We start from the raw sequence: 24,246 nt of genomic DNA on the forward strand, positions 1-24,246 counted from the left end.
GCTCCTCCTCCGTTGCGTCCGGGCCAGCCTACACAGATTCTGAAAACAATTTCAACTCTGTCTGAACGTTCATTCATGGCACGTGTTTTGGCTACGCTCGTCGCGGTGGACATGCCCGCGACACGCACCGACCGCCGCCGCGCCCGCACCCGTCGTCAGCTCGTCGCGGCGGCGCGCGAGCTCATCACCGAACGCGGTGTCGCGGGGCTGCGGATCGCGGAGCTGACCGACGCCGCCGACGTCGGGCGGGGGAGCTTCTACAACCACTTCGACTCCAAGGAGGACCTCGTCGCCGCGGTCTTCCGGGAGAGCCTCGAGACGCTCGCGCACACGATCCTCACCTCGATCCCGGACGACCTCCCGCCGGCGGAACGGGCCGCCATGGCCGACCGGCGGTTCGTGCGCCTGGCCTACGAGGACCCGGACTTCGCCCGGCTGCTCGTCCAGCTCCACAACGGCGACGACCTCTTCGCGACGGCGACCCTCCCCTACGCCCGGATGGCCCTCGAACCGGGCATCGCCAGCGGTGACTTCGACGTGCCCGACGTCGACGTGATGCTCGTCATGCTCGCGTCCAGCTCGATGGGCCTGATCCGCGCGATCCTCGAGGGCCGCGTCCCGCCGCACGCCGAGCAGGCCCACGCCGAGTCGATCCTGCGGCTCCTGGGCGTGACCGACGACGAGGCCCGGAGGATCAGCCGGCTCCCGCTGGACTGACGCGGGGCGCCGCCGAGATTTCGTCGGCGTAGGCGATGGATGCAAGCACGGTCGGCTGCGCTTCTGACTTCAACATTTGCCGCAGCAGATCGACGACGCGATCGCAGTGCGGACGATCAAAGATCACCCTGTCGTCCCCCGTCTTGCGCGTACCGAGCTGGGCAAGGATGTCGACGCCAAGCTGACGACGAACCGGCTCGGGACTCTCACAGAGCGCGACCGCCGCATCGAACGACGGGTCGGTATCGAGGTAGTGGAGGGCCGTGACCTGAGCCCAACGCTCATCGCTGTCCTCTGGCGCAGCCAGAGCCGCCGAGATGCGCTCATGGATCTCCTCGTCACGGGTCATCACAGAAATCGTAGATCCATGCCGTGCGACCGTTCAACGCTCAAGCGACGCCAGACCGGCTACGAGCACCGAGACTGCTCCTACCGCGTGCCTTGCAGCACGTCTCGATTCCGCGAAACTGCGATCCGCGACCTCTCCTCTCGCGTGGGAGCGCGAGTGGCGGCCGGGCTCGGCGCCCCTAGACCACAGGATGGATTCCGGCTCCGCTCTCGTAGAGGTCGCTGCTGATCAGAGTCGGTGGCAGCAGACGATCGGCGAGTCGTTGCCCGTTGCCCGGTCTGATGAGCAGTCGCCACATTGCGCGACGGATCTCTTTCGGAAGGTCGGTTCGACTTCCAATGGCCACGAGGTGGCGGTGTGCCGTCCGTCGCTCTGCTTCGTTTGCGACCGGCAGCACGCGCTCGACGGCCAGTAGAACGAACAACGTGGCGTCGTCGCCGGAAGGCGACTCGTGCTGACGCACCAGGTGCCTAACTCTTGCCCACCGAGCGGATACCGTGGGCTCGGACCCCCTGGAGTTGCAGAGCAACGCCACCTCGGCACTCGGGGAGAGGCGGGGCTCGGCGACCGGCGGGACTGCGGCGCCGCGCTTCCTCATCGACCTCAACGCACCCTGACCTACGGTGCTTGGCGTACTCGCTTTCCCGTCGTCCACGACGTGCTCCCTTCATCCGAATCACAGCACAGTCTCACAGAGCCGCGATGACTCTCAGATGTGATGACCGTCGGGTCGCCCAGATCTAGCTGATGACTCCGCGTAGGCGTCCGCCCAACGCGAGGGCAGCTTCAGCGGTCACCGGATACAGCGTCCACGGCCAGTTCCGCGCGCGATTGGCAGACGGTGCCACGAACGCGACCTCACTAGTCCTTGCGCGTGGACGCGAGCGCGGGCCTGCAAGCGCGACGCGCTGCCTCCTTCGCGAGTTCCGTACGAAACAGGGCCTGGAGGCCCTCCTTCGTACGGCGGTCGCGTTGCCGTCGGCCGCCGATTCCGCGCGGGAGCGGCAGTCCGATGCGTCGATCGAGCTCGAGTCTGACCGGTCGGAACTCGTCTGACCCGACCGTCCACGCTCCTTGGACGGCGACGTTGCAGCACTGCTGCTGCACCTCGTCAGCCCGCGACTGCCGCCTCGGCGCCGCTGAGACCCTCGGTCGTGTTCGCCAGCACCGCCGTCGCGACCGGGCCGCTCCCCGCGCGCGGGTTCGTCGACACCTCGAGGTCGCAGAAGCCGCGCGCGCCGTCGATCTCGATCTCGCAGATCGCGTCGACGCACGCGACGCCGTGGTGCTCGGAGACGGTCGCGCCGTACGGACGGCAGTCGATCTCGACGAGCTGGCCGTCCGGGAGCCAGAGCTTCGTGGACCCGGAGCGGTAGCTGACGCCGTCCGCCTCCATGCCGACGACCACGTCGACGTCGGTGGCGTGGACGACCTCGCCCTCGCGGACGGCGTAGCCGAACTGCTTGAGCGAGCCGTCGACGCCGTTCCAGCTGATGAGGCCGAACGACAGTTGCGGCCCGACGGTGCCGGGGACCCAGCGATGGTTCAGCAGCGTGTCCCAGCGGCGCAGGCCCCAGCTGCGGTCGCGGTGCCCGAGGCCGTCGAGGACGTACTCCCGGCCCCCGAGCACGATCTTCCCCGTGACCCGACCGGAGCACTCGAAGTGCGACGACGCGAAGTCGTCGACCAGCGTGCCGGCGGTCGGGGGGAAGAAGTCGGTGCGCGGATAGAAGTCGGCGAACCGCAGGTCCATCGAGACGTCCTCGTCGTCGGCCTGGAAGTGCAGGTCGCCGTCGAACACGGCGCGGTAGCGGCCGCCGTAGGCGCCGAACCCGTCGTCCCGCAGGTCGGCCGACTCCAGCGGCGAGGACGCGTTGCGCCGGTACGCCCGGCCGTCCTTGGTGACGAGCCCGAACCACAGCGCGGACACCCCGCCCGCGTGTCCGGGCTCGTGCCCGATACGCATGTGCCCGCCGATCCCGGACGTCGGACAGTGGAACGTGACGAATGCGCTGTCCTGCCACGACTCGTCGGCCTCGGGAGCCTGCCGGAGCTCGCCCTCGGGACCGTGCTGCACCGAGCCGCCCATCAGCGGTTGCCGATGAAGCTCTGCGACTCTCCGCTCGGCGCCTCGAGTCCGAGTAGCTTCGCGAGCAGCTGGCTGGCCGGGTTGTTGAGCTTCATCGGGGCGTCCGGCGGCAGCAGCCCCGCGCCCACCATGAGGTTGCCGGCACGGTGCATCAGCGACGCGAGGCGCACCGCGCAGAAGACCTCGAACCAGTGGAGGTCGGGGAGCGAGAAGCCGGTGAGCTCCTCGTACCGCGCGACCGTCTCCTCGCGGGTCGGGAAGCCCTCGGGCAGCGGCGCGCCGATGCCCTCGGTGTGATGGCGCAGGAGGAAGAGCCACCAGGCGACGTCCAGGGCGGCGGGCGCGACGGCCACCATCTCCCAGTCGAGCACCGCGGCGACCGACAGGTCGTCGGCGAACATCATGTTGCCGACGCGGGCGTCCCCCCAGTTCAGGACCGTCGGCCCCATGTCGGCCGGACGGTTGTCCGCCAGCCAGTCGAACCCGGCTTCGACCGTCGGGTTGGCGTCGCCGGCGGCGGCCCACTCGAACGTCTCCCGCCAGAAGGCGAGCTGCCCGTCGATGCCCGCCTCGCGGTGCGCGGCCAAGGCACCCAGACCGACCGCATCGAGGTCGACCGAGTGGAGCTTGGCCAGCGTCTGGAGAGCGTTCTCGTTCAGCCGCGCGCGCTCGTCGGCCGACAGCTCCTCGAGCACCCAGCCCGCGGCGGTGAAGGGCGGGTCGTCGCTCGGCACCCGGCCGTCGACGCGCTCCATGACCATGAACGGCGCGCCGAGCAGCGACGCGTCGTCCGACCAGAAGAGCATCACCGGCACGGGGACGTCGGTGCCGATCTGCAGGGCGCGCATGACGTCGAACTCGAGGCCGAAGTCGTAGCGCGGGAAGACGGCCGGGCCGCTCGGCTGGATGCGCGCGACGAGTCGGCGTGAGACCTCCTCCCCGCCCTGCATCCAGGACGCGCTGAAGAGCACGGTCTCGTTGGACAGGCCGCTGGCCTTGGGGATGTCGATGTCGGTGACGAGGACCTCCTGTGCGCCCGGGACATTGCGGCCGATCGCGATGGCGAGGCTCTCCGCGGCCTTCGCGGGATCGGTGGTGTTGGACAGTGCCATGGTCTCTCTCCTGCTCTCTCGTACGGGTTAGGCCTGCGGCGCGGCGACGCGAAACCGGTCCTTCATGGCCCGCTGGTAGTCGTCGAACCAGATCTCCTGATAGGTCGCGTGGGCGACCCGTCCGTCCTGCGACTCCCAGCGGAAGACGCTGTCGTGGAAGGACGCGTTGGGCCACGCGGGGATCGTCGCGGTGGCGATCGCCTCCCCCGTGAACCGGTAGACGTGACCGGTCTCGTCCTCCGCCTCGATCTCCTGGCGGATCGCCATGAAGATGTCCGGGTCGTACTCCAGGACGTTGCGGCGCACGCGGGTGATCTCGTGGGTCTCGCCGTCGCGGACGACCCACGCGTAGTGATGGCTCGGCCGGTCGGCGGGCACCTGGTAGACGCCCTCCCAGGCTGGGCCGGTGTCCTGCGCCTCGAAGCTGATCTGGTTGAAGATCAGGTCGGGCCCGAAGTACATCGGCGACCAGCCGACCGGCGGCACGGGCACCGCGCCCTGGCGCTCGACCCGGATCTGCTTCCACGACCGGTCGCGCGGCGCATGGCAGTCCACCACGAAGCGCTCGCCCCGCAGGACGAGCTCACCGGTGACGTGCATGACCTGCTCCGAGCCCCCGGGACGCACGTCGCCCTGGCCGTCGAGGCCGTGGCGGAGCTCCTCCCCCGGCATGACGTGCCCGCGGGCCAGCAGCGGGGTGACCGCGGTCTGCGTGACGTCCAGGGAGGTCGTGCCGTCGTTCGAGGTGTAGGTGACGCGGGCGACACGGCCCGGCTCGAGGAACTCGATCTGCAGGCCGTTGGCCGTGCGGATGGTGTTCCCGTCGATCTGCGGCCACGGCATCCCGACCTCGTAGTCGAGGAACTCCATGTCGGTGACGTGGACGTTGTCGGTGCCGCGGAACAGGCAGACGCCCCCGTGCGACAGCGGCACCGCCGGCATGTAGCGGACGTAGAGGAAGGCGCCGATCTGCGCCTCGGGGATCGAGAAGCCGAAGTAGTGGGTGTGGATCGTGTGGGGATCCCACTGCTCGCCGTCCGCGGGCAGCGGCAGCAGCAGGTCCGTCTCGGGCGGGTGGACTCCGTGGGCCATGCGGAAGAGCCTAACCAGTTTCTGAAAACTTTTTCAACTCTTTGCTGCCGCCGCTTCCTGAAAAGATGCTCACGTGGCGAAGACACCTTCCCGATCCCGCACCTCGCAGGCCGACCGTCGCGAGCGGACGCGCCGGTCGCTGCTCGACGCGGGCCGCCGGCTGATCGCCGACAAGGGCGTCGCGGGCCTGCGGATCAGCGAGATCACGACGGAGGCCGACGTCGCGCTCGGCTCCTTCTACAACTACTTCGACACCAAGGAGGACCTCGTCGACGCCGTGGTCGGCGACACGCTGGCGAACGTCGCCACCGCGCTCTCGACGAAGGAGACCGAGGACCAGGACTCCGCGGAGGTCGTCGCCACCGCGATCCAGCGATTCGTCGCGATCGCCTACGAGGACCCGGACTTCGCGCAGCTCCTCGTCCACCTCAACCACTCGGAGGAGGTCATGCTCGGCTCGGTCAGCCCGCCCGCGACGGCGGCGGTCGTCGACGGCCTGGAGTCCGGGCGGTTCAAGCTCGAGCCCGAGGCCGTGGACATCGTCGTGACCACGATCCTCGGTGGCGCGCTCAGCCTGATGCGCGCGATCGTGATGGGCCGGGTCGGCCCCGGGGCCGAGCTCGTCTACGCCGAGCACGCCCTGCGAATGCTCGGCCTCGCCCCGGCCCGCGCCAGGCAGGTCGTGCAGCGCATCGCCTGAACACTCTTTCAAGACTTATTGAAAGAGCTTTCACTTTCGTGGTAGCGTCGCGGCCATGCTGCCCGACGCCCTCGCCGCGATCCCCGCGCATCCGACCTCCCAGATGCCGCTGACCCCGGAGATCCTGTTCTCGATCTTCCTGTTCATCCCCGTCGCGATCTTCCTCGCGTACGGCATCAGCCACCTGGTCAAGGGCAAGCGCCCGATCCTGCTGATGTGCCTGCTCGGCGGCAGCATCGCCTGCGTGTGGGAGCCCATCGTCGACACGCTCGGCCTCTGCTACATCAAGAACGGCGCCGAGACCGCGACGTTCACGCTGATGGACCGGACGATGCCGCTCTTCATCCCCTTCGTCTACATCTGGTACGTCGGCGGCATGGCCTACCTGTCGTACCGGCTGATCGCCGCCGGCATCACCACGAAGGGCCTCTTCGCGCTCTACATCGCGGAGGTCTGCGTGAACATCTTCCTCGAGAGCCCCGGTGTCCTCCTCGGCGCCTACGAGTACTACGGCAGCCAGCCGTTCGACATCTGGGGCCTGCCGTTGTGGTGGCCGATGATGAACCCGGTGATGCCGATCCTCGGCGGCGCCCTGATCTACAAGCTCGAGCCGCACCTGAAGGGTTGGCACATCCTGGGGATCATCCCGATCATCCCGATGGTCGACGGCATCGCCAACGCCGCGATCGCCTGGCCGGTGTGGCTCACCCTGAACCAGGGCGACATCTCCCTCTGGTGGACGCACGCAGCGACCCTGGTGACGCTGTCCTTGGCGCTGTACTCGATCTGGATGCTCTCGCTGCTCGTCGCGCGGCCGGAGTCGCAGGTGCGCAAGCTGACCAAGCGCGAGCTCCTGCGCGAGGCGATGTCCGGCGACGCCCCTCCGCTCGCCGGGGGCCCTGCGTCCGTGCCGACGACCGCGGGCCCCGCACCCGAGAAGATCCCCGTCGGCGTGCCGGGGTGACACCGATCCCGGGACGGCCGCGGCGCGGACGAGGCCGCGGTCGCGCGCCGACCTGCGTCTAGGCCGCGCAGGCGGCCGCGAGCTCGTCGGCGAACACCTCGGCGAGCAGCTCGTAGCTGCGCAGGCGGACCTCGGGGCGGGCGGTGTTCATCGCGACGATGACCTCGTCGGCGTCGGCGTGCGCGGCGAACGCGAGCACCTCCGCGCGGACCGTCGCCGGTGCGCCCACCGCGCGGTGGTGCAGCATCATCCGCGCCTGCCGGCCGATCGGCGAGGCGAGCAGCTCCGCGTCGGTCGCGCCCGCCGGACGGCCGGCGAGCTTCGCGAGGCCGCGGGCCATCGTCGCGAGGCTCGCCTCGAACAGCTCCCGGGCGGTCCGGTCGTCGTCGGCGGCGAAGACGTTGAGCCCGGCGATGACGTAGGGCTCCTCGAGCTGCTCGGAGGGCCGGAACTCCGCGCGGTAGCGGGCGACCGCGGGCACGAGCTCGGCGGGCGCGAAGTGCGAGGCGAACGCGTAGGGCAGTCCGAGGTGCGCGGCGAGCTGCGCCCCGAACTGCGAGGAGCCGAGGATGTAGAGCGGCACGTGGGTCCCCTCGCCGGGCACGGCGTGGACGCGCTGGCCGGGCTGCGGGTCGCCCAGCAGCGCCTGCAGCTCCAGGACGTCCTGCGGGAAGACCGACGAGGCCGCCGGGTCACGGCGCAGCGCCGCGAACGTGTGCTGGTCGCCGCCCGGGGCGCGCCCGAGCCCGAGGTCGACGCGGCCGGGATGCAGCGACTCGAGCGTGCCGAACTGCTCGGCGACGACGAGCGGCGAGTGGTTGGGGAGCATCACGCCGCCCGCGCCGACGCGGATCCGGTCGGTGTGCGCGAGCACGTGCGCGGCGAGCACCGCGGGCGCCGAGGAGACGATCGTCGGCATGTTGTGGTGCTCGGAGAACCAGTAGCGGGTGTAGCCCAGCCGCTCCGCGGCACGGGCGAGCTCGACGCTCGCGGCCATCGCCGCACCCGGCGGCACGGCCTCACTGCTCGTCGCGAGGTCCAGGATCGAGAGACACAGCGCCATCCATCGAGGCTAGCGCGCCGCGACCCTCCGCCTGCGACGGCCGTCTCAGCTGCGCACCGCGGCCTCGGTCTGGTCCATCGCGGTGTTGCGCGCGCTGGTCGAGCGGCCGAGCGCCGCGACCTCCTGGTCCATCAGCGGCAGCAGCGTCGGGACCTGCTTGAGCGTCTCGCGCTCGCCGACCGGGGTCGTGGCGAGCCGCTTGATCCAGCCCATGACGCCGACCCAGCCGGGCACGTTGACGCGGCGCTTGCGGCCCTCGATGCCGGCGACGAACGCCTCGACGCAGCGGTCGACGGAGGTCGTGCGGCTCAGTGGACCGGGCAGCGAGGCGACCATCTTGTCGAAGGCCGTGAGGTCCTTCTTGGCGTCCTGTACGAGCGGGGTGTCGATCCACGACATGTGCGCGGAGCCGACGACGACGCCGCGGTGCGCGAGCTCCAGCCGCAGCGCGTTGGCGAAGTGCTCGACGCCCGCCTTCGAGGCGTTGTAGGCGGCCAGCCCGGGCGCGGGGGCGTACGCGGCCAGGGACGACACGACGAGGACGTAGCCGCGGCGCTCGACGACCGAGGGCAGCGCGGCGCGGACGGTGTGGAAGACGCCGGTGATGTTGATGTCGATGACGCGCTTGAACGTCGCCGGGTCGACCGCCATGACGGAGCCGTAGCTCGCGATCCCGGCGTTGGCGAGGACGACGTCGATGCCCCCGAACCGCTCGATCCCGGCGGCGACGGCCGCCTCCATCGAGGGGAGGTCGCAGACGTCGCAGACCGCGGTGACCGCGACCCCGTCGCCGAGCTCCGCCCCGAGCGCGGCCAGCGGCTCGGCGTCGAGGTCGGTGAGCACGAGCTTCGCGCCCTTGCGGGCGAGCGCCCGCGCGGTCTCCGCGCCGATGCCGCGCGCCGCGCCGGTGATGAGGACGACCTTGCCGTTGACGGAGCTCATGGCGCGGCACGCTAGCCGACCGGCGCTCGACCTTGCGCGGGGCGGACGCGGCCGGGTAGCGTCGGGCCCCCGGCGGCCCGCGCACGTGCGTTGCCCCGGGCGCCGATCGTGCCGCCCTCGCCCTCGCCCCGTCCCGCCCAGGTCCCCGCCCCCCCTCCCGCCGACCGGGTCGCGACCGATCCGCCCGGGTCGGCGCCGCCGCTCGCGCTGCGCGTGCGCGCGGTCGCGCTGGTCGCGGCGATGGCGGTCGGGTCGATCGTCCTGTGGATCGGGATCCCGGTGCTGTGGATCCTCCTCGGCGGCCTCATCTCGACGCCGGGCACGCCGAGCTTCGCGCCGATCGCGCTCGTGCTCGTCGCGACCCCGGTGAGCATGGCGTTCTTCGCGCCGCTGCTGGGTCGCCTGGACCACGCGCACCGCGAGCTGCGCGGGGCGCTGCGCGACGGTCCGCGACGGGCGGCCTGGAACACGTCGATGCGCGACTCGCAGGACACGACCGCGCAGGACGGGATCCTCGAGCGTGTGATGGTCGTGAGCGTCGCCCTCGCCGTCGCGGTCGCGGGGGGCTACCTGGCGCTGTTCGGCGGCTCGATGTCCGTCCCGGGCACCTGAGCGCGGCGGCGCGCGATCCGCGCCGCGCCCTCCCCGACGGCGACGAGCAGCTCGGCGCAGTCCTCGACGAGCTCGTCGCGGGTGACCTCGACCTCGCCGTCGAGCCACGCGATCAGCAGCTCCGCGATGCCGCCGGCCAGCAGCGACGAGGTGACCGCGACGAGCCCCTCGTCCCGCGCGGTGGTGCCGAACGAGGCGCGACCCTGGTGGGCGATGAGCCCGGCGAGGGTGCGCATCGAGGCGAGCCGCCGTCGCGCGAGCGCCTCGTGGCCGAGCGCCTCGACGAAGACGACGCGGGCGCGGCGCGGGTCGTCGGTGAGGTCCACGACGAGCGTCCCGATCGCGGCGCGCGCGTGGGCCAGGCGGTCGGCCGGGTCCTCGGCGACGGCCGTCCGGACGGCGGCGAGCACGCGCGCGGTCGTCGTCGCGCTCACCTCGTCGAAGACGGCGACGACGAGCGCGTCGAGGTCGGGGAAGCTCTCGTAGAAGAACCGGGGCGTGAGCTTCGCCTCGGCGCAGACGGCGCGCACGGTCGTCCCAGACCAGCCGACGGTGCCGAGCAGCTCGAGCGCCGCGGCCATGAGGCGCGCGCGGCGCTCGGCGTGGCGCTGGGCGGCGGGGACGCCGGCGTAGACGCCGGTGGCGGGAGTGCTCACGGCCTCCAGTGAAGCACGTCCGGCACGGTTCGGAAACGGGTGTTGCCAGATCGGGCGCGTTCCGGCAACATCCGTTTCCTGATGTCCGCACCCGCGCACGATCCCGCGCTGCAACAGCGCCTCCTCGACGGCCGCACCGTCGGCGACCCGGCCGCCGACGCGGTCGTCGCCGCCTTCCGCGACCTCCCCGGCGGCCGCGGCTGGGCGCTGCTCGACGCCGCGCTCGCCGGCCGGCCGCTCCCCGGCACCCCGCGCGAGGTGCACGACCTGCTCGCCCCCGTGGTCGAGCCGCCCGCCTGGCTGGACCCCGAGCTCGCCGACGCCGGGGCGCTCGCCTTCTGGAAGGGCGGGGCGCAGCCGATCAGCCTCGCGCTCGCCGCCGGCTCGCTGGCGTTCGGCTACCAGTCGGCGTTCCTCGTGCGACCGCTCGCCGCCACCGGACGGCTGGAGCGGATGGCGTCCCGCCGCATGGGCGAGACCGCGCGCTGGGTCCTGGAGGTCACGACCCCGGGCGGGATGCGAGTCGACGGCCGGGCCGTCGCCCCGGGCGTCGCGGCGAGCATCCACGTGCGCATGGTCCACGCGCTCGTCCGCGACCACCTGCTGCGCGACCCGACCTGGGACCGGGCGTCGTGGGGCGTGCCGATCAGCGCCAGCGACACGCTCGTGACCGCCATCGGCGGCTTCCACGTCGTGCCCCTGCGTGCGATGCGCGATCTCGGCGTGCGGCACTCGCGGGCCGAGCTCGAGGCGCTCACGCACCTCTGGCGCTGGATCGGGTTCGTCACCGGCGCCCCCGAGGAGCTGCTCCCGCACAGCTACCGCGAGGCCTGCACGACGATCGGGACCGCCCTGGACCTCGACCCGGGCCCCAACGAGGACTCCGCGAAGCTGCTCCACGCCCTGCTGCACCACGGCGTCTCGCTGCAGCGCGTCCTCCCCGGTCCGACGCACGTGCCCGCCGAGTTCCTCGCCACCCAGATCCTCGGCATGTACACCCGGCGCTGGATGGGCGACGAGATGGCCGACCGGCTCGACGTCCCCGCCTCGCCGCTGCGGCACCTGCTGCCCGGGCTGCGCCCGCTGATGCTCGCGCGCGACGCGCTGCGCTGGACCGGGGTGCTGGGGAGCGAGGAGCGGCTCGTGGCCCGCGAGATCGCCGGGGTCCGCCGCACGCTCGGCCTCGCGGGCGCCGCCCCGGCCGCGCTGGACCCGCGCGACGTGGCGCAGGAGCCGGCGCTCCCCCGCGCCGCATGAGCCGGTGACGGGTACCGTTGCCGCGAATGCCCGCCACCGCGCGCGACAGCGACAGCCCCCCGCCCGACCCGTACACGATCGTCGGCGACGGTCCGCGCGAGCGGCTGCTGACCGCGCTGGCCCAGAGCATCCGCGAGCAGGGCTTCCGCGGCACCACCGTCGCCGACGTCGTCGCGCGGGCCCGGACCTCCCGCCGGACCTTCTACGAGCACTTCGACGACCGCGGGCAGGCGCTGATCGCGCTGTTCGACGCGGTGAACGACGTCGCGATCCGGGCGATCGCCGCCGCGGTCGACCCCACCGCCCCGTGGACGACGCAGGTCGACCAGGCGCTCGACGTGCACGTCGGCGTGATCGAGGCCGAGCCGGAGATCACGGTGAGCTTCGTGCGCGAGCTGCCCGCGCTCGGTGCCGAGGCGATCGCGGTGCAGGCGGCGGTCACCGACCGGTTCGCCGACCTCATCGTGGGGCTCGTCGACACCCCGGAGTGGCGCGCCGCGGGCGTCCAGCCGCTGCCCCGGCACACGGCGGTGCTGCTGGTCGGCGGGCTGCGCGAGCTCATCGTCTACGCGGTCGAGCGCGGCGAGGACCTGAGCGCGCTGCACCCGCCCGCGCGCGACGCGGTGAAGGCCGTGCTCGACCCGTCCCGCCGGCGCTGGGTCTGAGGTCCGGGACGACGCACTGGTACATCGGCGTACCGTGCGCTACCGTGCCGGTACGCTGACGTACCGGTCAGTGTCCGTCCGAGGAACGAGAGGCCCCCGATGACCGCCACCGCCCACCGCCTGCCGCCCGGCCCGCGCCTCCCCAAGGCCGTCCAGGGCGCCGCCTTCCTGTTCTGGCAGCAGCGCGTCATGCAGACCCTGCACCGCCGCCACCGCGACGCCTTCACGACCTACCTGCCCGGCTTCGGCCACAGCGTCGTGATCACCCACCCGACGCTCGTCAAGCAGGTCTTCACCGCCGACCCGAAGGTCCTCCACGTCGGCGACCGCGGCCCGCTCGGCAAGGTCCTCGGCAAGGGCTCCCTGTTCTCGCTCGACGACGCCGAGCACCTGCGCGAGCGGCGGCTGCTGCTGCCGCCCTTCCACGGCGAGCGGATGAAGTCCTACGAGGGCATCTTCGAGGAGGAGACCGTCCGCGAGCTCGAGACCTGGCCGCAGGACGAGGCGTTCCGCACGCTCGAGCCGTTCATGCGCATCACGCTGAACGCCATCCTGCGCACCGTCTTCGGCGCCGAGGACGAGGAGTTCGACGGGCTGCGCGAGCTGCTCCCCGGCATGGTCGAGCTCGGCTCCAAGCTCGTGCTCGTCCCCGCCCTCCACAAGGACCTCGGGCCGCGCTCCCCGTGGGGTCGCTTCGTGCGCCAGCGCGCCGCGTTCGACGCCTACGTCGCCACGCTCATCGCCAAGGCCAAGGCCGACCCCGACCTCGAGCAACGCACCGACGTGCTCGCGCTGCTCGTCCAGGCCCGCTACGACGACGGCGACGAGCTCTCCCACGCGGCGCTCGCCGACCAGCTCCTCACCCTCCTCGTCGCCGGCCACGAGACCACCGCGGGCAGCCTCTCCTGGACGGTCGAGCGCCTGCGCCGCCACCCCGAGCTGCTCGCGCGCCTCGTCGCCGAGACCGACGCCGGCGGCCGCGAGCTGCGCGAGGCGACGATCCGCGAGACGCAGCGCAGCCGTCCCGTCATCGGTGGCACCGTGCGGTTCGTGCAGGAGGACTTCCGGCTCGGCCAGTGGACCGTCCCCGCCGGCATGGCGATCGTCGTCTCCGCCGCGCTCACCCACGCCGACGACCGCTACTACCCCGAGGCCGAGCGCTTCGACCCCGACCGCTTCGTCGGCGTCAAGCCCGACACGTACACGTGGACGCCGTTCGGCGGCGGCATCCGGCGCTGCATCGGCGCCGCGTTCGCGCACATGGAGATGGACGTCGTGCTGCGCACCGTCCTGCAGCACGTCGAGCTCGTGCCCACCGATGAGCCCGGCGAGCAGATGCGCTTCCGCGGCGTCGCCTTCGCGCCCTCCGCCGGCGGCGTGGCGGTCGTGCGGCGGCGCACGTCCGCGGCGCCCGCGGGCACGACGGACGCGGCGCTCGTCGCCGCCTGAGCCGCGGCGGCGGGGCGGCGCTCAGGCGGCGGCGAAGACGACCTGTCGCAGCGTCGAGGCGCCGGGCAGCTCGTGCTCGGCGCCCGCCGCGACCGCCGCCTGCACGGCGTCCGCGTCGTGGCGCGCGCCGTCGTACACCACGACGACCGAGTGGTCGCCGGGCGCGAGGAACGTCGTCTCCCCCAGCGCCGTGTAGCGCGTCGCGCCGATCCCGATCACCACGACCGCCGGGCGCCCCGCCGCGAGCAGCTGTTGCCCGACGTCCTCCAGCGGCGTGCCGTCCGCGCCCTGCTGGTGGCGCAGGCGGTCCACGACCCAGTCGAGCAGCTGCGTGCCGAAGTACGAGTAGTCCGCGACGGCGCTGTCCACGCCATAAGGGAGCGCCTCGCCGTCACGCACGAGGAAGCTCGCCAGGCGCAGCGTCGCGGCGGCGCCGTCCGGCTCGATCTCGGTGACGCGCAGCAGCTGCCGCGCGATCCCCTTCGACGCCTCGCCCCAGTTCTTCTTCTGGCTGATCTTCGTCGCGCCCTCGCGGCGGATCGAGCAGTCGTTGAACGCGCCGATCGCCCGCGGCTCGATCCGGTCGACGGTCCCGTCGCGCCGGTAGGTCACGACCCCCAGCACCGCGACCTCCGGCTCGATCTGGAGGTTCAGCGGCGTCTTCGACACGGGCAGCACGATCCGCTCGTGGGACAGCGGGAACAGCCGCAGGAAGCCGTTGTCGCGCGGCACGTACCAGGGGAAGATGCCCTTCGGCGCCTCCGCGGGAGCGTCGACGGACGTGAAGTCGCCCGCCTCGCCCGCCTGCTCCAGGTGCCCGGCGAAGTTGCCGGCGACGCCGAAGCCGAACGCGGCGCGGAGGTCCTCGAGGTTGAGCTGCATCGCCGCGGCAGGCTACCGGCCGCGCCCCTCGGCACGGCGGACCGCCAGCTCCAGCGGCTCAGCGCCGATCAGCGCCTCGAAGCGGCCGACGGCGAGCCACAGCGACCGCAGTGCGAAGCGCGCACGGCGGTCGACCGGCGCGACCCGCGCCTCGCTGACCAGCGTGCTGCGACCGTCGCCCGCCGGCCGCACGCCGTGCGCGAAGACGACGCGGACCGTGCCCGGGCGGTCCCACCGCGCGAACCGCTCGGCGTCGACCCGCGGGTAGTCGCGCGCAAGCGTCCAGATGCGGCCGCACAGGCCGGACACCGACCAGTGCTCGCCCTCGGCCAGGACGGTGAACGGCGCCGTCGCGAACAGCTCCTGGAAGCGGCGGTCCGGCGGCGTGCCCGGGATGCGCCAGCGCACGAGCCCGCCGAGCGTCCCCGTGTCGTCCAGCCGCACCGCGCGGGCAGCCGCCCACAGCTCCCCCGCCGACGCGGCCGCCGTCCGCTCGTGGCGCGTGCGGACCGCCGGATCGGCGACCCAGCGGTCGAGGTCCGGCAGCGGGCTCACGCCGCCCGGCGCCCGCGGCCGGCCGGCAGGCACCCAGCCGGCCGGCCCCCCGGTGCGGTGGCAGCGGCAGCCCGGGACACCTCGGCCATCACGTGCGCTCCGCCGTGCTCGAGACCCGCCAGCGGCGAGCGTCCCTCGAGCAGCAGCCGACCGCGCTCGCGGACCGTGACGTGCAGCTGCCCGTCGAAGTGCTGGCGTGCCCCCGGGACGCTGCAGCGGCGCGCCGGCAGCGGGACCGGCAGCAGGTGCGCGCCCGCCGGGTCCGCGCGGCCGTCGAGCTCGACCGTGAGGCGCCGCGAGCGCGCCCACAGCCGCCAGCGCCCGTCGGTGGCGAAGTCCGTGCGGACGGGCGACCGCACCGGGTCGCCGAGACGCACCACCCGGTCCCCGACCCGCACCACGATCGCCGTCGCGTGGGTGCGCCACGGACCGAGCGAGATCGCCCCGCCCGCGAACGCGACGCACGCGTCGGGCCGTCCGTCCACGTGCTGCGCCTGCCCCCACCACCAGCGCGACGGGAAGCCGCTCGTCCCCCAGTTCTTCTCCGCGTAGACGCGGAAGCCGTCCAGGTCGATCCGCTCCCCGTCGAGCTGCGCCGTCCCGGTCGCGCGGGCGCCGAGGAGGTACGGGTGCCAGCGCTGGCTGAGGCCGGGGACGACCTGGCCGATCCCGAGCCCGCCGAGCGCGCGTCCGGTCGGCCAGGCGCAGGCCTCGTGGATGTGCAGGTCGAGCCGTGCGCGCGGTCCGAGGTCGACCCGGACGCCGCGCTCGTCCCCATGGAAGGTCCCGGCCCCCGCGCGCACGCCGAGGTCGTCGGGGTCCGCGAGACCGCCCGGCACGTCCGCCTGATGCAGCACGCGACCGGGGTGGGCGGCAAGCGCGACGTTGGACCAGCTGCGCCCCTCCCCATCGCGGTGCACGCCGCACAGCGCGACGACGACCCGCCCCGAACCCGGGTCGGTCAGGCGCCAGAAGTAGCCCTCCAGCGCGGTCCCGTGCGCGCGCAGCGGGTCGCCGAAGGGCAGGTCGGCGCCGGTGGCTCGGTAGCGGCGGAGCACCCCTCCATCGTGCCCGGCGCGACGCCGTCCGCAACCCCCGTTCAGGCGTGCGCCTCGGCCTCGCAGAGCGCCAGCAGCGCGTCGAGCTCGCCCTGCATCCCGTCCAGCACACGCTGCACGTCCGGCATCTGTTCGCGGTCGCAGATGATCCCCACGTCGACCGAGTCGAGGTAGCTCAGCACCGTGATGTTCAGCCCCGCACCGTCGGCGATCACCGACACCGGGTAGTTCGCCTCGAGCTTCGCGCCCGCGAGGTACAGCGGGATCGGCGGGCCCGGCACGTTGCTGATGATGAGGTTGAACAGCGGGCGCAGCGCCGGGTTGGCCCCGAGCTGCAGCACCACGCGGGCCGCGCGCGCGTTGATCGCGGGCGGGATGAAGTTCGTCACGTCCTGCAGCGCCTCGGCGGGCAGCGCGCGGTGGCGCTCCTTCGCGGCGCGCATCGCGTCGTGCGTCGCCGCCAGGCGGTCCTGCGGCTCGGCGACGTGCGTCGGGATCGGCACGATCATCACGCTGATGCGGTTGCCGTAGGTGCCGATCTGCTCGTCGGTGCGCACGCTCACCGGGATCTGGGCGAGCAGCGGCGCCTCGGGCAGCGCGTCGTGCGCGACGAGCCACTCGCGGACCGCGCCCGCGCAGAGCGTGACGACCACGTCGTTGACGGTGACCCCGAAGTGGTTCTTGACCCGCTTGATGTCGGCGAGCGGCATCGAGCCGAACACGAACCGGCGGTGCGGGCTGATCGTGCCGCTGAACGGCACGCGCGGCGCGCGCATCTTCGGCCGCTCGACGACCTCCCCGTCGTGCTCGTCGCTGCCCAGCAGCCGGCGGCGCAGCCGCGACGCGGTGCGGCTGATCGGCTCGGCGCCCGGCAGGCCGAAGATCGACGGCGCGACGTCGAGGTAGGGCAGCGTCGTCGGCACCGCGCGCAGCGCGCGGACCGGGTAGAGCGGCAGCGCCGCGACCCCGCGGCCGAGCATCTCCAGCGTCCCCGGGGCCACCTCGGGCGCCTGGTCGGCGGGCGGCGGCTCGATGTCCCGGCCCTCCGGTGCGAGGTCGAACAGGATGCCCATGATCTCCGCCCCGGACATGCCGTCGATCATCGCGTGGTGCATCTTCGTCTGGACCGCGACGCGCCCCCCGGCCAGACCATGGATGACGTACAGCTCCCACAGCGGCCGCGCGCGGTCCAGCCGCCGCGACGCGATCCGCGCGACCTGCTCGGCGAGCTGCTCGTCGTCGCCCGGCGCCGGCAGCGCCAGCTCGCGGACGTGGAAGTCGAGGTCGAAGTGCGGGTCGTCCTTCCAGTACGGCCGGTCCAGCCCGAACGGCACCGGCACGAGCGTCCAGCGCAGCGGCGGCAGCAGGTGCAGCCGCTCCTGCAGCATCGCGCGGACCTCGGCGATGCCGAAGCGGCCCCCGGGGGCGGTCGCCGGGTCGAAGATCGCGAGGCCGCCGACGTGGCCGACGGTGGTGTCGCTCTCGATGGCGAGGAACTGCGTGTCGAGACCCGTGAGCTGCCGCATAGGGCGGCGAGCCTATCCGGGAACGCGACCGTTCGCCGGGCCTGTCGCACCGGCGGTCGCCAGGGTGAGCGGCGCCGCGCCGAGCCGGGTCAGATCGCGGCTTCGCGGCGCGCGCGGGCCCGGGCGCGCGGGTGCATCCGGTCCTCCTCGGAGGCCAGCAGCCGGGCGGCGAGGATGCCGCCGATCGCACCGAACAGATGGCCCTGCCACGACACGCCGTCCTCCGGGAGGATCCCGCCGAGCAGCACGCCGCCGTAGCCCGCGGCGACGACCGCGGCGACCGCCAGGTGGACGAGGTTGCGCTCGAAGACCCCGCGGCTGATCAGGTAGGTCGCGTAGCCGAACACGAGCCCGCTGGCGCCGAGGTGCACGCTGTTGTCCGAGCCGGTCAGCCACGTGCCGAGGCCGCCGACCACGCCGACGATCGCCGTGACGATCGCGACCCGCGCGATGCCGCTGAGCGCGATCCCGGCGCCGAGTGCCAGGAACGGGACCGTGTTCCCCGCGAGGTGCCCGAAGCCGACGTGCAGGAACGGGGCGAAGAGGATGCCCAGCAGGCCGTCCGCCTCGCGCGGCTCGATCCCGTACCGGTCGAGCCGGTGGTCCGCGGCGACGTCGACGACCTCGAGCACCCACATCAGCGCCGCCATCCCGACGACGAGCTTCAGTCCCGCGACGCGCGGATCGGTGGGGGTGCCGGTTGCCTGCTCGGTGGCCATGTCACCCAGGGTACGGGCTAGGCTCGGCCCCATGGCCAACGCGTGGCGCACCGACCATCCCTGGGCGACCGTCTACGACTTCCTCGTCGAGAGCCGCCGCATCGGGCATCCGATCGCCCGGATCGGGGCGGGCACCGACTTCGGCCTGCTGTGGGAGGCCGCCGAGGTCGTCGGCGAGCTGCCCGACGGCGCCGCCGTCCTCGACGTGCCCTGCGGTGGCGGCGTGGCGCTGCGCGGCATGCGCCCCGGACAGGACATCCGCTACGTCGCCACCGACATCTCCCCGGCGATGCTGCGGCGCACCGAGGAGGCCGCGCACGAGCGCGGGCTCGCCCGACAGGTCGAGCTCGTCGAGGCGGACGTCGCCGCGATGCCGTTCCCCGACGCGACCTTCGACCTGTGCGTGTCGTTCACCGGCCTGCACTGCTTTCCCGACGTCCGCGGCGCGGTCCGCGAGATCGCGCGCGTCGTGCGCCCGGGCGGGCGCCTGTCCGGCTCCGCGGTCCTCTCCGACGCCGGCCTGCGCTTCCTGCCGATGCGCGTCACCGGCCGGATCGCCGGGCTGCTCGGCCCGATGTGCTCGTCGACCGAGCTGCGCGAGTGGCTCGCGCAGGACGGCTTCGTCGACGTGGCGCTGCGCCCGTCGGGCGGGATCACGTACTTCACCGCGACCCGCGCCTGACGGCGTCGCTCAGGCGGCGACCGCGGTCGCGGCGGGCTCGCGCGCGTCGAGTCCGAAGGCGTCGGCGAGCAGCCGGTAGGACCGCACGCGCGCCGCGTGGTCGTGCGTGATGGTCACGAGCATCAGCTCGTCGGCGCGGTAGCGCTGGACGCGCTCCTCGAGCGCGGCGCGGACCTGCTCCGGCGTCCCGCAGACCATCCGGCGCGGCGGCGCGGTGTCCCCCTCGCTCTCCAGGAACCGCTGCGCGACGTCGGTCGGCGGCACGAGCATCGGGCGGCCGCGGCGCAGCATCTTGAACATCATCCGGCCGCTGGAGACGAGCGCCAGCGCCTCCGCGGCGTCCGGAGCGGCGAGCGCCCACGAGGCGAGCAGCAACTGCGGCGCGCGGAGGTGCTCGCCGGGCACGAAGCGGTCCCGGTACAGCTGCGCGACGTCGTGCCCGTCGGGGGAGATGAAGTCCGCGTACGCGTAGGGCAGGCCGAGCTGCCCGGCCCAGATCGCGCTCTGCGGCGAGGAGCCCAGCAGCCACGGGACCGGCCCGGTGCCCGCGGTCGGGGGCGTCACGTGCTCGCCGCGGACCTGCAGGTGGCGGAACGGGTGCTCCGGCGGGTAGGGGCGCCGGCCGAGGTGGGCGAGCAGCTCGGCGAGGTGCTCGGGGAAGTCGTCGGGCGCGGCCTGCCGGCGGTCGCGCTGCAGCGCGAAGCTGCGCATGCCGTCGGTGCCGGGCGCCCGGCCGATCCCGAGGTCGATGCGGCCGGGGGCCAGGCCGTCCAGCAGCGAGAACGTCTCCGCGACCTTCAGCGGGCTGTAGTGCGGCAGCATCACGCCGCCGCTGCCCACCCGGATGCCGGTCGTCTGCACGGCGATCGGGCCGATCAGCGCCTCCGGGCTCGCGCCCGCCATCGCGCCGCCGTGGTGCTCGGCGACCCAGTACCGGTGGTAGCCGAGGCGGTCCGCGGTCCGGGCGAGGTCCAGGGTGTTCGCGAGCGCCTGCGCGTTCGTCGAGCCCTGGGAGATCGGGGACTGGTCCAGCACGCTCACACGCATCCCCCGACGGTAGCGGGACCGCCGTGCGGGCTCGTCTACCCTGGGTGCGTGACCGACAATCCGCGGGTGCTGATCGCCGACGACGAGGTGCTCCTGCGGGCCGGGATCGCGCGGCTGCTGCAGGACGCGGGCATGACGGTCGTCGCCGAGACCGGGGACGCCGAGGAGGCGGTGGAGCTCACCGCCGCGCACACCCCGGACGTCGCGATCCTCGACGTGCAGATGCCGCCCTCGCTCACCGACGACGGGCTGCGCGCCGCGATCCGCATCCGTCGCGAGCACCCGGACACCACCGTGCTCGTGCTCTCCCAGTTCCTCGAGGAGCAGTACCCGCTCGATCTCATCGGCGACGACGCCGAGGGCGTCGGCTACCTGCTGAAGACGCGGGTCGCCGACGTGCCCTCGTTCGTCGAGTCGGTCCGCCGCGTGGCCTCCGGCGGGTCCGCCCTGGACCCGGACGTCGTCGCGCTGATGGTCGGGCGGCGGCGACGCGACAACCCGCTCGACGCGCTGACCCCGCGCGAGCGCGACGTGCTCTCGCTGATGGCCGAGGGCAAGTCCAACCACGGGATCGCCCGCTCGCTGGAGGTCACCCCCGCCGCGGTGGAGAAGCACATCACCGGCCTGTTCGGGAAGCTCGGCCTCGGCGACGAGCCGCTGCAGCACCGGCGGGTCATGGCCGTGCTCGCGCTGCTGCGCTCGCGCTGACGGCCGCGACCACGACGACCTAGACGTGACCGCAACGGTGACCGGGCGGTCGCGTCCGCTCCGCCGCCCCGGGTGGAGCACGACCCGAGGCAGCCACGGGCCCGAGCACCTGCACGCGCTCGCCGCGCCCTGAGCCGGGTTGCGGAAGGCTGCGTAGTGGTGGGTGATGCTCCCGAGCGCCGCCGACGACCCGCGCAGCGACACGACCGCCCTGGTGGTCGCCGTCAGCGGCGTCGTGGGCCCGGTCCCCTACGTCATGGCCGTCGCCGCGATCCGGATGGCGGGCAGCCCGCGTCGATCCCGCAAGGCCGCCGTGGCGATCGGCGTCGGTGCCGTCACGTGCGTGCTGCACACGGCGTTCCTGGTGTGGCTGGCGCTGCGGGTGCTGTAGCCGGGCCGGCGTCGGCCGCCTGTCCCCCGGACACCGCGCCGGTGACCGTGACCGCCGTCGCGGTCGCCGCCTCCGGCGCGGCGATGCCCGGCATGTAGCACCGCTACAGTGACGGATGTGCCGACCCCTGGGGCCACCGACGTCGTCAACACGCGGGATCGCCTGCTCGCCGCGGCTGCCGCGCTGCTGGAGGAGGCCGACGGGGGCGACGTGCCGACCCGGGCCATCTGCGACCGGGCCGGGGTCCGGTCGCCGACGCTCTACCACCACTTCGGCAGCAAGGAGCAGCTGCTCGACGCCGTCGTCAGCCACGGGCTGCGCGAGTTCCTGGCGTCCGTGGGCGACGACTCGTCGACGGACGACCCGGTCGCGCACGTGCGCGAGGCGTGGGACCGGCACGTCGCGTTCGGCCTGGAGAATCCGAGCTTCTACGTGCTGGTCTACGGGCGGACGCGGCCCGGGCGGCCGTGCGCCGTGGTCGCCGACCTCCGCGCGCTGATGCTGCAGGCTCTCGAGCCGGTGGCGCGCCACGGTCGGCTGCGCGTCACGCCGGAGGAGGCCGCGTCCCAGATCGTCGCCGCCGGCAGCGGCGTCGCCCTGACGCTCATCGCCCAGCCTCCGGAGGACCGCGACCTCTCGCTGTCGGCGCACGTGCGCGACGCGATCCTCGCGGCCTTGACGACCGACCCGCCCGAGGGCGACCGCGAGCCGACGACGGCGACCGCGGCCGTCGGCCTCGCCGCGACGTTGACGAAGACGCCGGAGGGCTTCAGCGAGGCGGAGACCGCGCTGCTGCGCGACTGGCTCGGCCGCCTCGCCGGCAGCGGCTGACCTCGGGCGGGACCGGCCGCTATATCGTTGATATAGATCGTGCTATGCTGACGCTATATGAGCGTTCAGCACGACGTCGACGGTCTTCGAGTCCTCGTGACCGGCGGCACCAAGGGCACCGGCGCGGCCACCGCCGCACGTCTGCGGGCCGGCGGCGCGACGGTCGTCACCACCGCGAGGTCGCTGCCCGCCGACCATCCCGACCCCGAGAACTTCATCGCCGCCGACACGTCGACCGCGGCAGGGACGCGGACGCTCGTCGACCGGTTGGAAGGCGTGACGGCGGTCGACGCGATCGTCCACACGGTCGGCGGGTCGAGCGCTCCGGCCGGGGGCTTCTCCGCGCTGACCGACGACGACTGGGAGGCGGAGCTCCAGCTCAACCTCCTCGGGGCCGTCCGGCTCGACCGCGGCCTGATTCCGGAGATGATTCGTCGGGGACGCGGGGCGATCGTCCACGTGTCGTCCTCCCAGCGGCGCATGCCGCTGCCGGCCCGGCCCGCCTACGCCGCCGCCAAGGCCGCGCTGAGCACGTACAGCAAGGGCCTCGCCACGGAGCTCGCACCACAGGGCATCCGCGTCAACAGCATCGCGCCGGGCGGGATCCAGACCGAGGGCATGGCAGCGCTGACCGAGCAGATCGCCGCCGCGCAGGGCATCGGGACCGACGCCGCGCTCACCGGGCTCATGGACGCCGTCGGCGGGGTGCCCCTGGGGCGCTTCAGTCGTCCCGACGAGGTCGCCGAGCTCGTGGCGTTCCTCATCTCCGACCGGGCCTCGGGCGTCGTCGGCGCGGAGTACGCCATCGACGGGGGCACCGTCCCGACCCTCTGAGTCGGCGCCCGCAACACCTGCACATCACGACGGGGCCCGCGGCCCCATGGAGGACACATGACGGAGACCGATCGCGACCGGCTGGACGGCCGACGCGCACTGGTGACGGGCGGATCCAAGGGCACGGGCAAGGCGGTCGTCGAGCGACTCCGTGAGCTGGGCGCCGACGTCTACGCGACCGCCAGGACCATGCCCGCCGGGTACGCGTTCCCCGACCGCTTCATCGGGGCCGACACGACGACCGCCGACGGGTCACGCATTCTCGCGGAGCGCCTGGCCGACACCGGCGGTGTGGACGTGCTCGTCCACGTCGTCGGCGGATCGTCGACACCGCCCGGCGGCTTCGCCGTGCTCACCGACGAGCAGTGGATGGCCGAGCTGCAGCTCAACCTCCTCGGAGCCGTGCGGCTGGATCGCGCGCTGCTGCCGTCGATGATCGAGAAGGGCTCGGGGGTGGTGCTCCACGTCACCTCGATCCAGAGCCGGATGCCGCTGCACGACGCCACGCTGGCCTACGCCGCCGCGAAGTCCGCGCTGCGGACCTACAGCAAGGGGCTGTCGAACGAGCTGGCGCCGCGCGGCGTGCGCGTCAACGCCGTCAGCCCCGGCGGGATCCACACGGAGGGGACCGAGGCGTTCATCGGCCGGCTCGCCGAGGGCAACGGCCTCAGCCGGGACGCCGCCGAGCAGCTCGTCCACGACTCGCTCGGCGGCGTTCCCCTCGGGCGGTTCGCCACTCCGGAGGAGGTCGCCGACCTCGTGGGGTTCCTGGCGACCGACCGAGCCGCGTCGATCGTCGGCGCGGAGTACGTGATCGACGGCGGCACCGTCCCGACCATCTGACCCCTGACCAATCCCCCGAGAAGGAGCACCCGCATGACCGAGATCGACCTGCCCCGCCCCATCGCGGCGTTCATCGTGACCAACAACGCCCACGACGGCGACGCACTCCTCGCGCTCTTCGCGCCCGGCGCGACGGTCGCCGACGACGGCAGGACGCACGGGACCGAGGACGAGATCCGCGCATGGATCAAGAGCCACCTCACCGACCCGAACATCGTCATCACCCCGAAGTCCTACGACGGCCACCGTCTCGTGGCGTCTGGCGACGGGGACTTCCCAGGCGGTCCCCTCGACTTCGCGTTCGACTTCGAGACGCAGGACGACGCCATCGTCAGCCTGTCCATCGAGCCCGTCTGAGCCGGACCTTCGCGGCCGGCGCCACCACCGCCCCGTGGTCCGGTCGGCAGCGTCGTGGGCCCCGCCTCATCGGTGGCGGGCGCCCCGCGCCGCTCCCGTCGGACCGCGGACACCGTCGGTTCGTCACGTGCTTGCTGCACGCGGGG

27 protein-coding genes are annotated in these 24,246 nt (G+C 73.1%); 14 read left to right on the forward strand and 13 right to left on the reverse strand.

What is annotated here, in order from left to right; genetic code table 11:
- The first annotated feature begins 111 nt into the window (after positions 1–111).
- Entirely contained in the window at positions 112–717 is a 606-nt protein-coding gene (locus C7Y72_RS00170; protein WP_233243660.1) for a TetR/AcrR family transcriptional regulator, read from the forward strand.
- On the opposite strand, the gene C7Y72_RS00175 is transcribed toward C7Y72_RS00170, so the two are convergent.
- The 4 genes from C7Y72_RS00175 to C7Y72_RS00190 all read right to left on the reverse strand — a co-directional run bounded on the left by C7Y72_RS00175 (position 695) and on the right by C7Y72_RS00190 (position 5,359).
- The gene (locus C7Y72_RS00175; RefSeq protein WP_107566615.1) at positions 695–1,066 is read right to left on the reverse strand and encodes a hypothetical protein; all 372 of its coding nucleotides are present in this window, start codon (positions 1,064–1,066) and stop codon (positions 695–697) included. The two genes, C7Y72_RS00170 and C7Y72_RS00175, sit on opposite strands and share 23 nt — an antisense overlap.
- Before the next feature lie 1,111 nt (positions 1,067–2,177).
- Complete coding sequence (locus C7Y72_RS00180; protein ID WP_233243661.1) at positions 2,178–3,143, reverse strand: DUF7064 domain-containing protein; 966 nt, start codon at positions 3,141–3,143, stop codon at positions 2,178–2,180.
- An 11-nt stretch (positions 3,144–3,154) separates the two neighbouring features.
- Positions 3,155–4,267 (reverse strand): phosphotransferase family protein, encoded by a 1,113-nt coding sequence (locus tag C7Y72_RS00185; protein WP_107566617.1) that lies wholly within the window; start codon positions 4,265–4,267, stop codon positions 3,155–3,157.
- A gap of 27 nt (positions 4,268–4,294) precedes the next feature.
- Positions 4,295–5,359 carry a DUF7064 domain-containing protein gene (locus tag C7Y72_RS00190; protein WP_107566618.1) on the reverse strand — a complete coding sequence of 355 codons (1,065 nt, stop codon included), beginning with the start codon at positions 5,357–5,359 and terminating at the stop codon, positions 4,295–4,297.
- 73 nt (positions 5,360–5,432) lie between these two features.
- Here C7Y72_RS00190 and C7Y72_RS00195 point away from each other — a divergent pair, with 73 nt between their 5' ends.
- On the forward strand, positions 5,433–6,059 hold the full coding sequence (locus C7Y72_RS00195; protein ID WP_107566619.1) for a TetR/AcrR family transcriptional regulator: 627 nt from the start codon (positions 5,433–5,435) through the stop codon (positions 6,057–6,059).
- A gap of 55 nt (positions 6,060–6,114) precedes the next feature.
- Positions 6,115–7,023 (forward strand): hypothetical protein, encoded by a 909-nt coding sequence (locus C7Y72_RS00200; RefSeq protein ID WP_199223809.1) that lies wholly within the window; start codon positions 6,115–6,117, stop codon positions 7,021–7,023.
- A 58-nt stretch (positions 7,024–7,081) separates the two neighbouring features.
- On the opposite strand, the gene C7Y72_RS00205 is transcribed toward C7Y72_RS00200, so the two are convergent.
- Both C7Y72_RS00205 and C7Y72_RS00210 read right to left on the reverse strand, forming a co-directional pair.
- Positions 7,082–8,086: an LLM class flavin-dependent oxidoreductase gene (locus C7Y72_RS00205; RefSeq protein WP_107566620.1), complete on the reverse strand. Its 1,005-nt coding sequence runs from the start codon at positions 8,084–8,086 to the stop codon at positions 7,082–7,084.
- Positions 8,087–8,131: 45 nt separating this feature from the next.
- Positions 8,132–9,028, reverse strand: a complete 897-nt coding sequence (locus tag C7Y72_RS00210) for an SDR family oxidoreductase (RefSeq protein ID WP_107566621.1) — start codon at positions 9,026–9,028, stop codon at positions 8,132–8,134.
- 108 nt (positions 9,029–9,136) lie between these two features.
- On the opposite strand from C7Y72_RS00210, the gene C7Y72_RS00215 reads away from it, so the two are divergent.
- Complete coding sequence (locus C7Y72_RS00215) at positions 9,137–9,640, forward strand: hypothetical protein (protein ID WP_146175197.1); 504 nt, start codon at positions 9,137–9,139, stop codon at positions 9,638–9,640.
- Here the strand turns inward: C7Y72_RS00215 and C7Y72_RS00220 are convergent.
- The gene (locus C7Y72_RS00220; RefSeq protein WP_199223810.1) at positions 9,595–10,296 is read right to left on the reverse strand and encodes a TetR/AcrR family transcriptional regulator; all 702 of its coding nucleotides are present in this window, start codon (positions 10,294–10,296) and stop codon (positions 9,595–9,597) included. The genes C7Y72_RS00215 and C7Y72_RS00220 overlap by 46 nt on opposite strands.
- 81 nt (positions 10,297–10,377) lie before the next feature.
- On the opposite strand from C7Y72_RS00220, the gene C7Y72_RS00225 reads away from it, so the two are divergent.
- The 3 genes from C7Y72_RS00225 (at position 10,378) to C7Y72_RS00235 (ending at position 13,667) form a co-directional block, all read left to right on the forward strand.
- A complete protein-coding gene (locus C7Y72_RS00225) occupies positions 10,378–11,553 on the forward strand; it encodes an oxygenase MpaB family protein (RefSeq protein ID WP_107566623.1) in 1,176 nt (391 codons plus the stop codon).
- 26 nt (positions 11,554–11,579) lie between these two features.
- A complete protein-coding gene (locus C7Y72_RS00230; protein ID WP_107566624.1) occupies positions 11,580–12,218 on the forward strand; it encodes a TetR/AcrR family transcriptional regulator in 639 nt (212 codons plus the stop codon).
- 99 nt (positions 12,219–12,317) lie between these two features.
- The gene (locus C7Y72_RS00235; RefSeq protein WP_107566625.1) at positions 12,318–13,667 is read left to right on the forward strand and encodes a cytochrome P450; all 1,350 of its coding nucleotides are present in this window, start codon (positions 12,318–12,320) and stop codon (positions 13,665–13,667) included.
- Positions 13,668–13,688: 21 nt separating this feature from the next.
- Here the strand turns inward: C7Y72_RS00235 and C7Y72_RS00240 are convergent, their stop codons facing one another.
- The 5 genes from C7Y72_RS00240 to C7Y72_RS00260 form a co-directional block, all read right to left on the reverse strand.
- Entirely contained in the window at positions 13,689–14,549 is an 861-nt protein-coding gene (locus tag C7Y72_RS00240; protein ID WP_107566626.1) for a DUF5718 family protein, read from the reverse strand.
- A 12-nt stretch (positions 14,550–14,561) separates the two neighbouring features.
- The gene (locus C7Y72_RS00245) at positions 14,562–15,104 is read right to left on the reverse strand and encodes a hypothetical protein (protein WP_146175198.1); all 543 of its coding nucleotides are present in this window, start codon (positions 15,102–15,104) and stop codon (positions 14,562–14,564) included.
- The gene (locus C7Y72_RS00250) at positions 15,101–16,162 is read right to left on the reverse strand and encodes a tocopherol cyclase family protein (protein ID WP_107566628.1); all 1,062 of its coding nucleotides are present in this window, start codon (positions 16,160–16,162) and stop codon (positions 15,101–15,103) included. Before C7Y72_RS00250 ends, C7Y72_RS00245 begins: the two co-directional genes overlap by 4 nt.
- A gap of 41 nt (positions 16,163–16,203) precedes the next feature.
- Positions 16,204–17,688 carry a WS/DGAT/MGAT family O-acyltransferase gene (locus C7Y72_RS00255; protein WP_107566629.1) on the reverse strand — a complete coding sequence of 495 codons (1,485 nt, stop codon included), beginning with the start codon at positions 17,686–17,688 and terminating at the stop codon, positions 16,204–16,206.
- A gap of 89 nt (positions 17,689–17,777) precedes the next feature.
- Positions 17,778–18,407 (reverse strand): rhomboid family intramembrane serine protease, encoded by a 630-nt coding sequence (locus C7Y72_RS00260; protein WP_107566630.1) that lies wholly within the window; start codon positions 18,405–18,407, stop codon positions 17,778–17,780.
- A 31-nt stretch (positions 18,408–18,438) separates the two neighbouring features.
- On the opposite strand from C7Y72_RS00260, the gene C7Y72_RS00265 reads away from it, so the two are divergent.
- Positions 18,439–19,089, forward strand: a complete 651-nt coding sequence (locus C7Y72_RS00265; RefSeq protein ID WP_158276544.1) for a class I SAM-dependent methyltransferase — start codon at positions 18,439–18,441, stop codon at positions 19,087–19,089.
- Between the two features lie 9 nt (positions 19,090–19,098).
- Here the strand turns inward: C7Y72_RS00265 and C7Y72_RS00270 are convergent, their stop codons facing one another.
- Complete coding sequence (locus tag C7Y72_RS00270; RefSeq protein WP_107566632.1) at positions 19,099–20,136, reverse strand: LLM class flavin-dependent oxidoreductase; 1,038 nt, start codon at positions 20,134–20,136, stop codon at positions 19,099–19,101.
- A gap of 48 nt (positions 20,137–20,184) precedes the next feature.
- Here C7Y72_RS00270 and C7Y72_RS00275 point away from each other — a divergent pair, with 48 nt between their 5' ends.
- The 6 genes from C7Y72_RS00275 to C7Y72_RS00300 all read left to right on the forward strand — a co-directional run bounded on the left by C7Y72_RS00275 (position 20,185) and on the right by C7Y72_RS00300 (position 24,100).
- On the forward strand, positions 20,185–20,844 hold the full coding sequence (locus C7Y72_RS00275; RefSeq protein WP_233243663.1) for a response regulator transcription factor: 660 nt from the start codon (positions 20,185–20,187) through the stop codon (positions 20,842–20,844).
- A gap of 166 nt (positions 20,845–21,010) precedes the next feature.
- Complete coding sequence (locus C7Y72_RS00280) at positions 21,011–21,235, forward strand: hypothetical protein (protein WP_107566633.1); 225 nt, start codon at positions 21,011–21,013, stop codon at positions 21,233–21,235.
- A gap of 117 nt (positions 21,236–21,352) precedes the next feature.
- On the forward strand, positions 21,353–22,066 hold the full coding sequence (locus tag C7Y72_RS00285; protein WP_107566634.1) for a TetR/AcrR family transcriptional regulator: 714 nt from the start codon (positions 21,353–21,355) through the stop codon (positions 22,064–22,066).
- Between the two features lie 57 nt (positions 22,067–22,123).
- A complete protein-coding gene (locus tag C7Y72_RS00290; RefSeq protein WP_107566635.1) occupies positions 22,124–22,900 on the forward strand; it encodes an SDR family oxidoreductase in 777 nt (258 codons plus the stop codon).
- 57 nt (positions 22,901–22,957) lie between these two features.
- Positions 22,958–23,743, forward strand: coding sequence for an SDR family oxidoreductase (locus tag C7Y72_RS00295; RefSeq protein WP_107566636.1), 786 nt, complete (start codon positions 22,958–22,960; stop codon positions 23,741–23,743).
- 33 nt (positions 23,744–23,776) lie between these two features.
- On the forward strand, positions 23,777–24,100 hold the full coding sequence (locus C7Y72_RS00300) for a nuclear transport factor 2 family protein (RefSeq protein WP_107566637.1): 324 nt from the start codon (positions 23,777–23,779) through the stop codon (positions 24,098–24,100).
- Positions 24,101–24,246: the final 146 nt, after the last annotated feature.

This window comes from Paraconexibacter algicola, from assembly GCF_003044185.1.
Lineage (GTDB): Bacteria > Actinomycetota > Thermoleophilia > Solirubrobacterales > Solirubrobacteraceae > Paraconexibacter > Paraconexibacter algicola.

Excerpts from the sequence above, each read along its gene's own strand:
- C7Y72_RS00170 (WP_233243660.1), top strand. The coding sequence starts at position 112 with ATGCCCGCGACACGCACCGACCGCCGCCGCGCCCGCACCCGTCGTCAG.
- C7Y72_RS00175 (WP_107566615.1), bottom strand. The coding sequence starts at position 1,066 with ATGACCCGTGACGAGGAGATCCATGAGCGCATCTCGGCGGCTCTGGCT.
- C7Y72_RS00185 (WP_107566617.1), bottom strand. The coding sequence starts at position 4,267 with ATGGCACTGTCCAACACCACCGATCCCGCGAAGGCCGCGGAGAGCCTC.
- C7Y72_RS00190 (WP_107566618.1), bottom strand. The coding sequence starts at position 5,359 with ATGGCCCACGGAGTCCACCCGCCCGAGACGGACCTGCTGCTGCCGCTG.
- C7Y72_RS00200 (WP_199223809.1), top strand. The coding sequence starts at position 6,115 with ATGCTGCCCGACGCCCTCGCCGCGATCCCCGCGCATCCGACCTCCCAG.
- C7Y72_RS00205 (WP_107566620.1), bottom strand. The coding sequence starts at position 8,086 with ATGGCGCTGTGTCTCTCGATCCTGGACCTCGCGACGAGCAGTGAGGCC.
- C7Y72_RS00210 (WP_107566621.1), bottom strand. The coding sequence starts at position 9,028 with ATGAGCTCCGTCAACGGCAAGGTCGTCCTCATCACCGGCGCGGCGCGC.
- C7Y72_RS00225 (WP_107566623.1), top strand. The coding sequence starts at position 10,378 with ATGTCCGCACCCGCGCACGATCCCGCGCTGCAACAGCGCCTCCTCGAC.
- C7Y72_RS00230 (WP_107566624.1), top strand. The coding sequence starts at position 11,580 with ATGCCCGCCACCGCGCGCGACAGCGACAGCCCCCCGCCCGACCCGTAC.
- C7Y72_RS00235 (WP_107566625.1), top strand. The coding sequence starts at position 12,318 with ATGACCGCCACCGCCCACCGCCTGCCGCCCGGCCCGCGCCTCCCCAAG.
- C7Y72_RS00240 (WP_107566626.1), bottom strand. The coding sequence starts at position 14,549 with ATGCAGCTCAACCTCGAGGACCTCCGCGCCGCGTTCGGCTTCGGCGTC.
- C7Y72_RS00255 (WP_107566629.1), bottom strand. The coding sequence starts at position 17,688 with ATGCGGCAGCTCACGGGTCTCGACACGCAGTTCCTCGCCATCGAGAGC.
- C7Y72_RS00260 (WP_107566630.1), bottom strand. The coding sequence starts at position 18,407 with ATGGCCACCGAGCAGGCAACCGGCACCCCCACCGATCCGCGCGTCGCG.
- C7Y72_RS00265 (WP_158276544.1), top strand. The coding sequence starts at position 18,439 with ATGGCCAACGCGTGGCGCACCGACCATCCCTGGGCGACCGTCTACGAC.
- C7Y72_RS00270 (WP_107566632.1), bottom strand. The coding sequence starts at position 20,136 with ATGCGTGTGAGCGTGCTGGACCAGTCCCCGATCTCCCAGGGCTCGACG.
- C7Y72_RS00280 (WP_107566633.1), top strand. The coding sequence starts at position 21,011 with ATGCTCCCGAGCGCCGCCGACGACCCGCGCAGCGACACGACCGCCCTG.
- C7Y72_RS00290 (WP_107566635.1), top strand. The coding sequence starts at position 22,124 with ATGAGCGTTCAGCACGACGTCGACGGTCTTCGAGTCCTCGTGACCGGC.
- C7Y72_RS00295 (WP_107566636.1), top strand. The coding sequence starts at position 22,958 with ATGACGGAGACCGATCGCGACCGGCTGGACGGCCGACGCGCACTGGTG.
- C7Y72_RS00300 (WP_107566637.1), top strand. The coding sequence starts at position 23,777 with ATGACCGAGATCGACCTGCCCCGCCCCATCGCGGCGTTCATCGTGACC.